This window comes from Arthrobacter methylotrophus, from assembly GCF_039539965.1.
Taxonomy (GTDB): domain Bacteria; phylum Actinomycetota; class Actinomycetes; order Actinomycetales; family Micrococcaceae; genus Arthrobacter; species Arthrobacter methylotrophus.
This window is the reverse complement of sequence record NZ_BAABED010000001.1, coordinates 2,734,471-2,747,689: the sequence shown is the minus strand read 5'-3', so window position 1 is coordinate 2,747,689 and position 13,219 is coordinate 2,734,471. Positions and strand designations below refer to the sequence as shown.

Genomic DNA, 13,219 nt, shown 5'->3' with positions numbered 1-13,219 from the left:
CTGGTGACCACTTTTCCGGAGAATCCTGCCGACACCGCCGCCCTGCCCCTGGACTTCCGCCGCATTGACTTGCGCGGACGGTCCCTGACGTTGGCCGAACTGCGCGCCACGGTGCCCCGGGCGAAGCATCAAACCATGGCGGACGCCGAGCAAAAGGTCCTTGACATCATTGCCGCCGTCCGCTCCCGGGGCTTTGAAGCGCTGGGCGAGTTGGCTCTGGCGTTCGACGGCGTGGAACAATCCCACCCGAGGGTGCCGGCCGCCGCCCTCGCCGAGGCTCTTGAAAATCTGGAGCCGGCGGTCCGTGCGGCTCTGGAGGAATCCATCAGCCGTGCCCGGCGTTTTGCCGACGCCCAGCGGCCCGCGAACATCGACGTGGAAATGGGGGACGGCGCCGTCGTCAGTCAGAAGTGGGTGCCGGTGGGCCGGGTGGGGTTGTACGTGCCTGGCGGGCTCGCCGTGTACCCTTCTTCGGTGATCATGAACGTGGTTCCGGCCCTGGCTGCCGGAGTCGCTTCGATTGCGTTGGCCTCGCCGCCCCAAAAGGACTTCGGCGGCTTGCCCCACCCCACCATCCTCGCCGCGGCCGCTTTGCTCGGAATCGACGAGGTCTACGCCATCGGTGGCGCTCAAGCGATCGTCTCTTTTGCGTATGGGATCCCGGGTGCTCGAGACGAGCAGCCCATCGAGCCAGTGGACGTTGTGACCGGTCCCGGAAACATCTTCGTGGCCACCGCCAAGCGGCTGGTAAAAGGCGTCGTGGGGATCGACTCCGAGGCCGGGACCACGGAGATCGCCATTTTGGCTGATGCTTCGGCCCGCCCGGCGCTCGTGGCCGCGGACCTTGTCAGCCAGGCCGAGCACGACCCCAAGGCGGCGTCGGTCTTGATCACCGATTCTGAGGAACTTGCGTCGGCGGTTCAGCGGGAGCTCGAGGTTCAGGCCGGAAACACGAAGCACGGGGAACGAGTCAGCACGGCGTTGTCGGGGCCGCAATCAGGCGTGGTGCTGGTTGATGACCTTGAGCAAGGCATTGCGGTCTGCGATGCCTACGCAGCAGAGCACTTGGAAATCATGACGGCGGATGCGCCCGCAGTGGCTGCAAGGATCCGCAACGCCGGCGCGATTTTCGTGGGGGACTACAGCCCTGTCAGCTTGGGGGACTACTGCGCGGGCTCCAACCATGTGTTGCCTACGAGCGGTACCGCAGCCTTCTCCTCCGGGCTGAACGTGACAACTTTCCTGCGGGCCATCCAGGTCATCAACTACAACAAGGTCGCGCTGGAACAGGTCAGCACACACATTGTGAGTCTTGCCGACGCCGAGGACCTTCCGGGCCACGGCGACGCCGTCAAGATCCGGTTCGCTGGCGGCTAGACCACTACATGTATGGGTGGGCACTACTACATATAGTAGTTACATTCTTGTCATTAGGCCTGATCTAGCCGTAAACTGGTGCCGGAAGTCAAACTTCCGGCACCTTTGCGTTCCCGGCCGCTCCTGGCGCGGGGGCAGCGGGCCGGAACCGAGCAGGGGAGGTCCAGCGTGTATTGTCCGTTCTGCCGAAACCCTGACTCGCGCGTTGTTGACAGTCGCATGGCCGACGACGGGTCAGCCATCCGGCGTCGGCGGCAGTGTCCCGAATGCGGCCGCCGTTTCACCACAGTTGAGACCACCAGCCTGTCGGTCATCAAACGATCGGGCGTGGGAGAACCCTTCAGCCGGATCAAGATCATCAACGGTGTGCGCAAGGCCTGCCAGGGCAGGCCGGTGACGGAGGATGACCTCGCGATGCTGGCCCAGGAAGTCGAAGAAAACATCCGTTCCTCGGGTGCGGCGGAAATCGATGCCCATGAGGTCGGGTTGGCCATCCTTGGTCCGCTCCAGAAACTGGACGAGGTCGCCTACCTGCGCTTTGCCAGCGTCTATCAGGCCTTCGAATCCCTGGAGGACTTCGAATCAGCCATCTCGCTCCTTCGCCACGAGGCCGAGGATGCAGCAAAGGGCCCCGGCAAAAGCTCCGAGAAGAGCGCACTCTAGCTCCGGTGGTGGCTGCGGAGGGGAAGCCGCAGCCGCCACCGGCATCACTTACTTGGCAAGCTTGTGGTGAAGGGCGACGTCGAGGGCCGCTCCGACGATTCCTGCGTCGTTCTTCAGCTCCGCCGTAACGATGGGCGTACGCAACTTCAGGTGCGGGAAATACTCATCGGAACGCTTCGAAATCCCGCCGCCAATGATGAAGAGCTCAGGGGAAAACAGGAACTCCACATGGGAGAGGTAGCGCTGCAGCAGGACGCTGTACTCTTCCCAGCTCAAGCCATCGCGTTCGCGCGCGACGGCGGACGCTTTGGTTTCCGCGTCGTGGCCGTCCACCTCGAGGTGGCCGAGCTCGGCATTGGGCACCAAGTGGCCATTGAAGATGAAGGCCGAGCCGATTCCGGTACCGAGGGTGATGACGAGCACGGTGCCGTTAACGCCTTCGCCCGCTCCGTAGCGGGCTTCCGCGAGGCCGGCTGCGTCGGCGTCGTTGATGACCTCGACGGGGCGATCCAGTCGCTTGGTGAGGAGGGAATCGATGTCGGTGTCGATCCAGGACTTGTCCACATTGGCGGCAGAACGGACCACACCATGCTGGATGATTCCAGGGAAGGTGACGCCCACAGGCGAACCCTTGGCAGGGGCGTCCGAGCGGGAAGACAACTCGTCAACGATTTGCGCGATAACCTCGGCGACGGCCTCGGGCGTGGCCGGCTGGGGGGTGGGAATGCGAAGGCGGTCCCCGACGAGCTTGCCCTTCTTGAGATCGACGACGCCACCCTTGATGCCGGTGCCACCGACGTCGATGCCGATCAGCGGGCCGTTCTTGTGGATCTTCTCATCCTTCTTGGTCAATGCGATTCCGTTCATGGCAGGAGGGGTGGGCAGGTCATAGCCGGAAGGGCTGCAGGTGACCTTCCGGACAGTTTAAGGAAGAGTCAGGATTTCGGCGCCGGTCTCGGTGACCAACAGGGTGTGTTCAAATTGCGCAGTCCGCTTGTGGTCCCGGGTCACTACGGTCCAATCATCGGGCCACATGTCCCACTCGATCGTGCCGAGGGTGAGCATGGGTTCAATCGTGAAGACCATGCCCGCTTCGATCACGGTGTTGTAGGCCGGCGCGGCGTCGTAGTGGGGAATGATCAGGCCCGTGTGGAAGGCCTCGCCGACCCCGTGGCCGGTGAAGTCGCGGACCACACCGTAGCCGAAGCGTTTCGCGTAGGACTGAATAGCCCGGCCGATCACGTTGATTTCGCGGCCGGGAGCTACTGCTTTGATGGCACGGTTCAGCGATTCCTGGGTGCGTTCAACCAGCAGTCGGGACTCCTCGTCCACGTCCCCCACGAGGAAAGTGTAGTTGGTGTCGCCGTGGACGCCGTTAATGTAGGCCGTGATGTCGATGTTCAGGATGTCACCGTCGCGCACCACCGTGCTGTCCGGAATTCCGTGGCAAATGACCTCGTTGAGGGAAGAACACAGGGACTTCGGGAAGCCGCGGTAGCCAAGGGTTGACGGGTAAGCGTGGTGGTCCAGGATGAACTCGTGCCCGATCCGGTCTAACTGGTCCGTCGTGACGCCTGGCTCGATGTGCTTTCCGACCTCGACGATCGCCTGGGCGGCAATCTTGCTGGCGATACGGATTTTCTCGATGGTCTCCGCCGATTTGACTTCGGAACCGGTGAATTTAGCCGGTCCGGGCTTTCCAACGTACTCCGGACGCGGGATGGACGCCGGTACAGGCAGCTGTGGGCTGACGGTTCCTCGGGTGAGCGTGCCGATGGGTGCAGTCAGAGCGGGAGAAGGCATAGATTGATCATATAAGGCACGCGCGAGACGCAAGTAACTAAGTAGCTAAATAACAGCCCGGTCGCAGGCCGACTGGCCCGCCGGCGTTCCGGCGGGAGGAGCAAAGGAGGAACCGTGGCGGAGTACTGGTACAACGTTCAGACACACCAGATCGAAGAAGACGCGTTGTCGGACTGGACCCAGCTGATTGGTCCTTACAAGACCCGCGAAGAAGCCGAGCACGCCCTCGAAAAGGTCAAAGCCCGCAACGATGCCTGGGACAAAGACGAAGAGGACTAGCGGCGACGAGGGCCGGCTCTGGTCCTAGAAAGAGTGCTCCGGGCCGGGGAACTGCCCGGACCTGACGTCGTCGGCGTACGCCCTCGCGGCTTCGCTGAGCGTGGTGCGCAGATCCGCATACTGTTTGACGAATTTGGCCATCTTGCCGCCGCGAAGTCCGGCCATGTCCTGCCACACCAGAACCTGTCCCGTGGTCGCGTTGCCTGCGCCGATTCCGATAGTGGGCACTTCAATAGCGGCATCGACTGCGGCTGCGGTTTCTGCGGGAACCATCTCCATGAGCACACAGAAAGCTCCGGCATTGGCGAGGGCAATTGCGTCTTCGACCAGACGGTTGGCGTCATCGCCCCGTCCCTGGACGCGGTAGCCGCCCAGGGAGTGTTCGCTCTGGGGCGTGAAGCCGATATGCGCCATGACGGGAATGCCTGCCTGGACCATGGCCCGCACAGTTCCCGCATAGAACGCGCCGCCTTCGATCTTGACGCCGTGGGCCAAACCTTCCTTCAGGAAACGGACACCCGTCGCCACAGCCTGTTCCGGCGAGACCTCATAGCTTCCGAAGGGGAGATCGGCCACTACCAGCGCGCGCTTGGCCGACCGGGACACCGCACGGCACAACGGCAGGAGCTCATCGACGGTGACCGGGAGGCTGGTTTCGTTTCCGAAGACGTTGTTGGATGCAGAATCGCCGATCAACAGGACTTCGATGCCGGCTTCGTCGAAAATTTCGGCCGTGTACTGCTCGTAGGCGGTCAGCATCGCGAAACGCTCACCCTTGTCCTTGGCCTGCTGGAGGTGGTGCGTGCGGATCCTGGTAGCGGGCTTCGGCGCTGAAGCCCCGGCACCTGCAACGGCAGGTCCTGTTCCGTAGGGGGCGGGAACTTCGGCGGGCATGCTGGAATCAGATTTGTTGCTTGGGGCCATGAGTAGAGCGTATGCGGTACCGGCTGTCGTAGCCACCGGCGGCAGCGGGGCGAGGCATTTGTAAACGCTGTGTTACGGGGACCGGGCCTGCAGCCATTCCGGGCCAATGCTTAGTAGAGTAAATGCTGAGTTGTCGTCGGCTTCGAACTCCCCGAACCCACGGCATGGACGTTGACCCTGAAATGAGGCCCCATGGACCGCCAGCAAGAGTTCGTTCTGCGAACTATCGAAGAGCGTGATGTGCGCTTCGTACGCTTGTGGTTTACCGACGTCGTCGGTTCCCTGAAGTCAGTGGCGCTCGCGCCGGCCGAAGTGGAGGGTGCCTTCGAAGAAGGCCTCGGTTTCGATGGATCGGCCATTGAAGGGCTCGCCAGGGTGTTCGAATCCGACATGTTGGCCCAGCCGGACCCCTCCACGTTCCAGATCCTCCCTTGGCGCGGCGAAACAGAGCAGACCTCCAGAATGTTCTGCGACATTCTGACGCCCGACGGCGAGCCGTCGGCTGCCGATCCGCGGAATGTGCTCAAGCGCACCCTCGCGAAGGCCGCCGATATGGGCTTTACCTGCTATACCCATCCTGAGATCGAGTTCTACCTCCTCAAGTCCCAGGAACTTGACGCCAACGGCGTGCCTGTTCCCGTTGACGAAGGCGGCTACTTCGACCACGTACCCGGTGGCGTGGCACAAGACTTTCGCCGCACGGCGGTCACCATGCTGGAATCCGTCGGGATCTCCGTGGAGTTCAGCCACCACGAGGGCGGACCCGGCCAAAACGAGATCGATCTCCGTTACGCCGACGCGCTCCAGACTGCGGACAACATCATGACCTTCCGCACTGTGATCAAGGAAGTGGCCCTACAACAGGGCACCTACGCCACATTCATGCCCAAGCCGTTCACCGATCACCCGGGTTCGGGCATGCACACCCACTTCTCCCTGTTCGAGGGTGACGCGAATGCCTTCTACGAGGCAGGCGCCGAATTCCAGCTGTCCAAGACCGCCCGCCAGTTCATTGCCGGTATCCTGCGGCACGCTCCGGAATTCACCGCCGTCACCAACCAGTTCGTCAATTCGTACAAGCGTCTCTGGGGTGGAGGTGAAGCTCCGAGCTATCTGAGCTGGGGCCACAACAACCGTTCTGCCCTGGTTCGTGTGCCGCTTTACAAGCCGGGCAAGGGGCAGTCCGCGCGGATCGAATACCGCGGGATCGACTCCGCCACCAACCCATACCTCGCCTACGCAGTGTTGCTGGGCGCCGGGCTCAAGGGTATCGAGCAAGGCTACGAGCTCCCGGGTGCAGCTGAAGACGACGTCTGGTCGCTGACCTCGGCCGAGCGCAAGGCGATGGGGCACACTCCGCTGCCAGCCAGCCTCCACGATGCAATCCGGGCCATGGAGGATTCTGAACTCGTGGCCGATATCCTCGGCGAACAGGTCTTTGACCACTTCCTGCGGAACAAGCGCTCGGAGTGGCAGGACTACCGGCTCCAAGTCACCCCTTACGAGCTCAAGCGCAATCTCGGCATTCTCTAGACCGTGAGTGTGAGTCTGGCCCGCCGGCTCATCTCGGCCGGCTTCAGCGATCTCGAGAAGGGCGAGCGGTTCCTTGCTGCGCGCGAACTCGAGGGCATAGATCAAGACACGATCTTCGCCGGACTGCATCTGAGCGCCAACCCGGACACCGCGCTTCAGTCGCTCGTCCGTTTGATTGAGAAGCATCCCTCACTTAGGCAGCTTGCGGGAGAGCACCCGGATCGCAGTGAGCCGCTTTACCGCTTGTTGGGGGCTTCCGAGGCCTTAGGGGAGTTCCTGATCAGGCATCCGGAGCATTTGGATGTCTTCGACGTCCGTGTCAGCCCTGAGCCGCTGTCCGCCGACGCCGGTGAGCTGCAGATGAAGCTCCTCCGCTCGGTGAAGGCGGACCCCAACTCTCCGAGGCCGGTCGCCGGGGTAACGGGGGTTGGTGCATATGCCGCGCTCCGGACGGCCTACCGGCGTGGGCTGACCGAGCTAGCCATCAAGGACCTCTGCGCAGCCAGTCCCCAGGATTTCATGCCCGCCGTCGGCGCTGAACTGGCTGACCTCGCCGGTGCGGCGATAGAGGCCGCCCTGGCGGTGGCCCGCGCCGAAGCGGCGGCGACGTTCGATCCCGCCGAGATTGCCGGCGTCGCGCTGGCCGTGATCGGTATGGGCAAATGCGGTGCCCGCGAACTGAACTACATTTCCGACGTCGATGTCATTTACGTCATCGAGGCGCCGGAGTTGGATGACGCGAGGGCTGCGACCATCGGTACCGCGCTTGCAGCCGGCATCTCCCGCGCTATCTCCTCCACAGCTCCAGAACCCGGATTGTGGGAAGTCGACGCGAACCTGCGGCCCGAGGGGAAATCGGGTCCTCTGGTCAGGACCTTGCCCTCGCACTTGAGCTACTACGCGAAGTGGGCCGAAAGTTGGGAATTCCAGGCACTTCTCAAGGCCCGGACCATCGCCGGGGACAAGGATCTGGGCGCGAGGTACGAGCAGGCTGTCCAGCCGCTCGTCTGGGCTTCGGCCGGACGGGAAGGCTTCGTTGAATCGGTGCAGGCGATGCGCCGCAGGGTCACGAACAACATCGCCCCGGCGGATGAACAGCGCCAGATCAAACTCGGGCCGGGCGGCCTGCGCGACGTCGAATTCACGGTGCAGCTCCTGCAACTCGTCCACGGAAAGTCCGACGAAACCCTTCGTTGCCGGGACACCACCTCGGCGATATCCGCGCTGTCCACAGGCGGCTACATTGGCCGGGTCGATGCCGCTGCCTTCGACGCCGCATACCGCTACTTGAGGGTTCTTGAGCACCGGATCCAGTTGTTCCAGATGCGCCGTACCCACCTCATGCCCACCAGCCAGGAATCCTTGCGGTTCCTTGCAAAGGCCGTCCTGGGTCCCTTTTCCACGGGCAGGCCGCATCCGGATGCGCTGGTCGAAACCTGGCAGAAGACCAAACGGTCCGTGCGGGAGCTGCACGACCGGATCTTCTACAGGCCGCTTCTCAACACTGCCGCGAAGTTGAGCAGCGAGGATGCCCGGCTCACGCCGGAAGCTGCCCAGGGTCGCCTTGCGGCTCTTGGCTACCGTGATCCGCAAGGGGCGATGCGCCACATTGAAGCCTTGACGGCGGGTGTCAGCCGGCGTGCCGCTTTGCAGCGTCAGCTGCTCCCCATCCTTCTCGGCTGGCTCGCCGAAGGAGTGGATCCCGACGCCGGCTTGCTGGCCTTCCGCCGCGTCAGCGAAGCCCTCGGAACCACGCACTGGTATCTCGGAATGCTGCGGGATTCGCAGGCAGCCGCCGAGCGACTTTGCCATGTTCTCTCCAACTCACGGCTGATTGCCGACCTCCTGGAGGTTTCCCCGGAATCGGTTGCGTGGCTTGGTTCCGACAAGGATCTTATGCCGATCGGCTTCGAGGCGCAGTGGCAGGAAATCCAATCCAAGCTCTCACGCCATGCCGATCCCGCAAACGCGATGCGGCTTATCAGGCTCATCCGGCGCCGGGAAATCCTCCGGATCGCGATTGCGGACAGTTCCGGGCTCCTGGAGCAGGACGCAGTGGGCGTGGCATTGGCCGACGCCGACCGGGCTGCCGTGTTGGGCGCCTTGCACGTCGCCGAGGCCATCGTGGGGACCGAAGGGCCCCTCAAGACCCAGGTGCTGGTGGTTGCCATGGGAAGACAAGGCGGACGAGAGATTGGCTACGGCTCGGATGCCGATGTCATGTACGTCCATCGCGCCCTTCCGGGAGCGAGCGAGTCCGAAGCCCAGCAACAGGCGCTCGCCATTGTGGGGCACATCTCCACTTTGCTGACCCAACCCCTCAAGCCGGCCATCCTGGCGGAGCGGGTGCTTGCCGTCGACGCAGCCCTTCGCCCCGAAGGGAAGAACGGGGCCATGGTCCGCTCCCTGGATTCCTACGCCGAGTACTACCGGCGCTGGTCCCTCATCTGGGAGGCCCAGGCGCTGTTGCGGGCTCAGCCCATGGCCGGCGACGACGAATTGGCGGCCGAATTCGTCCGGCTCATCAACCCGATCCGCTACCCGGAATCGCTCGCAGATACGGATCTGCGCGAGATTCGACGCGTCAAGGCCCGGGTCGAATCCGAACGCCTTCCCCGGGGCGCCGATCCGGCACGGCACGTCAAGCTCGGCCGGGGCGGACTCAGCGACGTCGAATGGCTTGTGCAGCTGCTGCAACTCCAATACGCGGGGCGTCATCCGCAACTCCGGACCACCTCCACCTTGCAGGCCCTCGACGCAATTGAGTCGCTGCGCCTGATCGCCAAGGCTGACATCGTGTTGCTGCGCAAAGCGTGGCGCCTCGCGAGCCGCATCCGTTCGGCGAATGTGATCTGCACCGGCCGCGCCTCCGATCTCCTGCCTGCCTCCCGGCGGGACCTGGAGGCTGTGGCCCGGTGGTGTGGCTACGCTCCCGGCCAGGCGGCGATGCTTGAAGAGGACTACTTGCGCCTGAGCCGGCGGACCCGAGCTGTATTCGAAAAGGATTTCTACGGCCAGTGACCTCCGGTCAGTGACCCTCGGCCGGAGCCGACGGGCGGAGCCCGGAGACCGCTAAGCTCGAAAGATGCGTGACACCGTGTGGCTCATTCCCTTGAAGGATCTCGACGACGACGCCCGCGCCGTGACGCTCGGCGACGTCGCGACCATGGAATTGGCCGCGGGACAAGAGGATTTCGTTGGCGACCCTTTCAGGATGATGCTCATGGGCCTGGAAGACGAGAGCCGCCTGCCGTACGTGGTTGAAGCGGCAGGCGCAGCCGTCGGAGTCTTCACCTTGCAGGCTGGTGCCGCAAGCTTGGCAGGATGGCCGGACGACGAATCCGCGTGGCTCTTGCGGGGGTTCCTGATCGACCAGGCGCACCAAGGGAGGGGCCTTGGTGCGTTGGCGGCAGCCGCAGCCGCCCGGGAAGCCCTCAAGCTGACAAAGAGGCTGGGCGGCGGCCAGGCCGGCGTCGTACTTTCGGTCAACGAGAGCAATCCGGCGGCCAAGGCTGCTTACGCCAAAGCGGGTTTTGCCGAGACTGGAAGGTACCTGGGCGGTTCCGCCGGTCCGCAGCGGACCATGTATCGGGCTTTCCGCGACTAGGGGTATCTAGGACTCGACGAGCATCACGATTGTTTCGGGGCGTACGCCGTCGACCTTCATCGCCTCGGCCGCAGCCTCTGACTCCATCATCCGTTGGAACGTTTCCAGGTCGGGCACTTCCACGATCAGCCCGACGCGGTTGGTCTTTGCCGGGTCGACGAACGTTCGAACTGTCATACCCATGGGTCCGAAGATTTCTCCCCGTTGTGGTGAGCTGAGCCAGTGCTCAACGTCATCGACCTCATGAAAGATCATTAGTGTCGTCATCTTGTGCCTCCGCTTTCAGAAGTTGCGTCAGGAGCTTCTTGGGAGAGGAATCGCCCAAGGCATCCTGATCACGCTGAAAGTATCACGCCCTTCGCTGCGGCGACAGGCTTTCGCGAGTGCCGATTGGAGTAATAAGCTTACTTACAGTAAGGTTGCTGAGGTTTGCACAGCGATAAAGCAATCATCAAAATGTTTACGACTGAAACGGAAGGTATTACATCATGAATGTCATCCTCGGAATCGTCGCGGTCATCGCGATTCTTTTCTTTATCATTGGCGGCACCGTAAAGGCCCTCGGGTTCCTTCTTTGGATTGCCCCTATTCTGATCGTCCTGGCGATCATTGTCTTCCTCTTCAGGTTGATGAGTGGGCGTCGGCGGGTGTAGGGAAACTGGCGGTCATATCCCGCCACCCTGAGGCCATTACAGCAAGGACGGCTGTGTCTTAATTGACACAGCCGTCCTTTGTTTGTGCGGATAAGTCACGGTGACTATTTCACTGTGACCGTTAAATGAAGAAGGGGTCACAGGCGCTTGCCCGTGACCCCTTCTATCCTTTTGCTGGCATTAGACGCCGTAGTAGAGCTCGAACTCGTAAGGGTTCGGGCGCAGCGACAGCGGACGGATCTCGTTCTCGTATTTGTACTCGATCCAGGTGTCGATCAGGTCCTGCGTGAAGACGCCGCCGGCCTGCAGGAATTCGTTGTCCTCGCTCAGGGCGTCGAGGGCTTCCTCAAGGGAACCCGGAGCCTTGGGGATGTCCTTGGCTTCTTCTGCGGGCAGCTCGTACAGGTCCTTGTCGATCGGAGCCGGGGGCTCGATGCGGTTGCGGATGCCGTCAATGCCGGCCATGAGCTGGGCAGCGAACGCCAGGTACGGGTTGGAGGAGGGGTCCGGCGCACGGAACTCGATGCGCTTGGCCTTCGGGTTGGAGCCCGTGATCGGGATGCGGATACCGGCAGAGCGGTTGCCCTGCGAGTAGACCATGTTGACCGGAGCCTCGAAGCCCTTGACCAAGCGGCGGTAGGAGTTCACCGTCGGGTTGGTGAAGGCCAGGACTGCTGAAGAGTGCTTCAGCAGGCCGCCGATGTACCAGCGGGCGGTGTCGGACAGGCCGGCGTAGCCCTTCTCGTCGTAGAACAGCGGCTCGCCACCGGTCCACAGCGACTGGTGGCAGTGCATGCCCGAGCCGTTGTCACCGAAGACCGGCTTCGGCATGAAGGTCACGGACTTGCCCCAGGCATCAGCGGTGTTCTTGATGACGTACTTGAACTTCTGCAGGTCATCAGCCGCGTGGGTCAGCGTGGTGAACTTGTAGTTGATTTCAGCCTGGCCGGCGGAGCCGACTTCGTGGTGGCTGCGCTCGACCTCAAGGCCGGCTTCATCCAGGGCGAGGCACATGGCGTCGCGAAGGTCAGCCTGCTTGTCGGTCGGGGAGACGGGGAAGTATCCGCCCTTGACAGGGGTCTTGTAACCGAGGTTTCCACCCTCTTCTTCGCGACCGCTGTTCCAGTGGGCCTCTTCGGAGTCGATCTTGTAGAAGCTGCCCTGCGGGGAAGACTGGTACTGGATGTTGTCGAAGACGAAGAACTCGGCCTCGGGAGCGAAGAACGCGGTGTCGGCAATGCCCGTGGAAGCGAGGTAGGCCTCAGCCTTCTCGGCTACGCCACGGGGATCCCGGTGGTACGGGTCGCCGGTACGCGGGTTCACGATGGAGAAGTTAAGCGCGAGCGTCTTCTCGATGCGGAAAGCGTCGACGAATGCGGAAGTGACATCCGGGATGAGCTGCATGTCGGACTCGGCGATGCCCTGGAAGCCGCGGATGGAAGAACCATCGAACAACTGGCCGTGGACGAAGAAATCGAGATCTACGCTCTTAGCCGGCACGTTGAAGTGCTGCTGGACACCCGGGAGATCGGTGAAGCGGATATCGACGAATTTGACATCTTCGTCTTTGATGAACTGGAGGACTTCGTCCGCAGTCTTGAACATCTATGCTCCTAACGCATAACAGGTAACAGGCCCTCGGGCCGTCTGGTCCAGCGCAAACCGGAAGCAGGGAAACAAAAAAGTATCCCTGAGGCGGTGGCTAGCAACTTCTCCAACCCTAGGGAAACGTGATTTCCCCGGAGTGTCGGTATTGTTTCGAGCAGGTTACAGAACTACCCGCTGTGTAAACGCTACTGGTCTACTGCAGTGCCAGTCTATGTCCTTCAGGTGTCTGCCCGTTCCTTGGGAACTCAGTGGACGGTCGAGCAAGCATCAGCAACCGCCGTCTGGCATCCCCTGGTGAAGCCGTAAGCTTGAACAGTGGTAGATCGTAAAGACATTGGTTCATGGCTCACAGGGCCGGATACGTCCGGAATATCCAAATACCCCGGCGAACGGCTCGGCCTGCCCGAGTCGGGACCCGGCTCCATGGCGAGGGCCGGCCGTCGCATCCTGGCGATATGCATCGACTGGGTCATCGCCCTGGTGATCAGCAACTTTGCCTTTGGCGGCAACTCGTGGGCAACGCTTGCTGTCTTTGCCGTGGAACAGATCCTCCTGATCGGCACGCTTGGTTACAGCATCGGACACCGCGTTGCAGGTATCCACGTCGTGCGGCTCGGAGGCACGCCGGCGGGGCCTTTGGCGGCCCTGGTGAGGACTCTCCTGCTGTGCCTGGTGATTCCCGCAGTTGTCTTCGATCCTGATCAGCGTGGCCTCCATGACAAAGCGATGAACACAATACTCATTCGGATGTAGACACTTCCTCAGACAAAAA

13 protein-coding genes are annotated in these 13,219 nt (G+C 62.3%); 8 read left to right on the top strand and 5 right to left on the bottom strand.

Annotation, left to right across the window (positions count from 1 at the left end; all coding sequences use genetic code 11):
• Window positions 1–3: 3 nt before the first annotated feature.
• A complete protein-coding gene (gene hisD / locus ABD884_RS14540; protein WP_345047002.1) occupies window positions 4–1,377 on the top strand; it encodes a histidinol dehydrogenase in 1,374 nt (457 codons plus the stop codon).
• 168 nt (window positions 1,378–1,545) lie between these two features.
• On the top strand, window positions 1,546–2,040 hold the full coding sequence (gene nrdR, locus ABD884_RS14535; protein WP_028266733.1) for a transcriptional regulator NrdR: 495 nt from the start codon (window positions 1,546–1,548) through the stop codon (window positions 2,038–2,040).
• A 48-nt stretch (window positions 2,041–2,088) separates the two neighbouring features.
• On the opposite strand, the gene ppgK is transcribed toward nrdR, so the two are convergent.
• Window positions 2,089–2,892, bottom strand: a complete 804-nt coding sequence (ppgK, locus tag ABD884_RS14530) for a polyphosphate--glucose phosphotransferase (RefSeq protein WP_028266734.1) — start codon at window positions 2,890–2,892, stop codon at window positions 2,089–2,091.
• 72 nt (window positions 2,893–2,964) lie between these two features.
• Window positions 2,965–3,843 (bottom strand): type I methionyl aminopeptidase, encoded by an 879-nt coding sequence (gene map / locus ABD884_RS14525; protein WP_345046999.1) that lies wholly within the window; start codon window positions 3,841–3,843, stop codon window positions 2,965–2,967.
• A gap of 114 nt (window positions 3,844–3,957) precedes the next feature.
• Here map and ABD884_RS14520 point away from each other — a divergent pair, with 114 nt between their 5' ends.
• Window positions 3,958–4,122 (top strand): SPOR domain-containing protein, encoded by a 165-nt coding sequence (locus ABD884_RS14520; RefSeq protein WP_345046997.1) that lies wholly within the window; start codon window positions 3,958–3,960, stop codon window positions 4,120–4,122.
• 24 nt (window positions 4,123–4,146) lie between these two features.
• Here ABD884_RS14520 and panB read toward each other — a convergent pair whose 3' ends face one another.
• Window positions 4,147–5,046 carry a 3-methyl-2-oxobutanoate hydroxymethyltransferase gene (panB, locus tag ABD884_RS14515; protein WP_345046995.1) on the bottom strand — a complete coding sequence of 300 codons (900 nt, stop codon included), beginning with the start codon at window positions 5,044–5,046 and terminating at the stop codon, window positions 4,147–4,149.
• A 192-nt stretch (window positions 5,047–5,238) separates the two neighbouring features.
• On the opposite strand from panB, the gene ABD884_RS14510 reads away from it, so the two are divergent.
• The 3 genes from ABD884_RS14510 to ABD884_RS14500 all read left to right on the top strand — a co-directional run bounded on the left by ABD884_RS14510 (window position 5,239) and on the right by ABD884_RS14500 (window position 10,186).
• Window positions 5,239–6,579, top strand: a complete 1,341-nt coding sequence (locus tag ABD884_RS14510) for a glutamine synthetase family protein (RefSeq protein WP_345046992.1) — start codon at window positions 5,239–5,241, stop codon at window positions 6,577–6,579.
• A 9-nt stretch (window positions 6,580–6,588) separates the two neighbouring features.
• Window positions 6,589–9,600 (top strand): bifunctional [glutamine synthetase] adenylyltransferase/[glutamine synthetase]-adenylyl-L-tyrosine phosphorylase, encoded by a 3,012-nt coding sequence (locus ABD884_RS14505; RefSeq protein WP_345046990.1) that lies wholly within the window; start codon window positions 6,589–6,591, stop codon window positions 9,598–9,600.
• A 64-nt stretch (window positions 9,601–9,664) separates the two neighbouring features.
• Entirely contained in the window at window positions 9,665–10,186 is a 522-nt protein-coding gene (locus ABD884_RS14500) for a GNAT family N-acetyltransferase (protein ID WP_345046987.1), read from the top strand.
• 6 nt (window positions 10,187–10,192) lie between these two features.
• Here the strand turns inward: ABD884_RS14500 and ABD884_RS14495 are convergent, their stop codons facing one another.
• Window positions 10,193–10,453: a hypothetical protein gene (locus ABD884_RS14495; RefSeq protein WP_345046983.1), complete on the bottom strand. Its 261-nt coding sequence runs from the start codon at window positions 10,451–10,453 to the stop codon at window positions 10,193–10,195.
• 221 nt (window positions 10,454–10,674) lie between these two features.
• On the opposite strand from ABD884_RS14495, the gene ABD884_RS14490 reads away from it, so the two are divergent.
• Window positions 10,675–10,839 carry a hypothetical protein gene (locus ABD884_RS14490; protein WP_197023219.1) on the top strand — a complete coding sequence of 55 codons (165 nt, stop codon included), beginning with the start codon at window positions 10,675–10,677 and terminating at the stop codon, window positions 10,837–10,839.
• Between the two features lie 180 nt (window positions 10,840–11,019).
• Here ABD884_RS14490 and glnA read toward each other — a convergent pair whose 3' ends face one another.
• Window positions 11,020–12,444, bottom strand: a complete 1,425-nt coding sequence (gene glnA, locus ABD884_RS14485; protein ID WP_028266741.1) for a type I glutamate--ammonia ligase — start codon at window positions 12,442–12,444, stop codon at window positions 11,020–11,022.
• Between the two features lie 318 nt (window positions 12,445–12,762).
• On the opposite strand from glnA, the gene ABD884_RS14480 reads away from it, so the two are divergent.
• Complete coding sequence (locus tag ABD884_RS14480) at window positions 12,763–13,200, top strand: RDD family protein (RefSeq protein ID WP_345046976.1); 438 nt, start codon at window positions 12,763–12,765, stop codon at window positions 13,198–13,200.
• Window positions 13,201–13,219 lie beyond the last annotated feature (19 nt).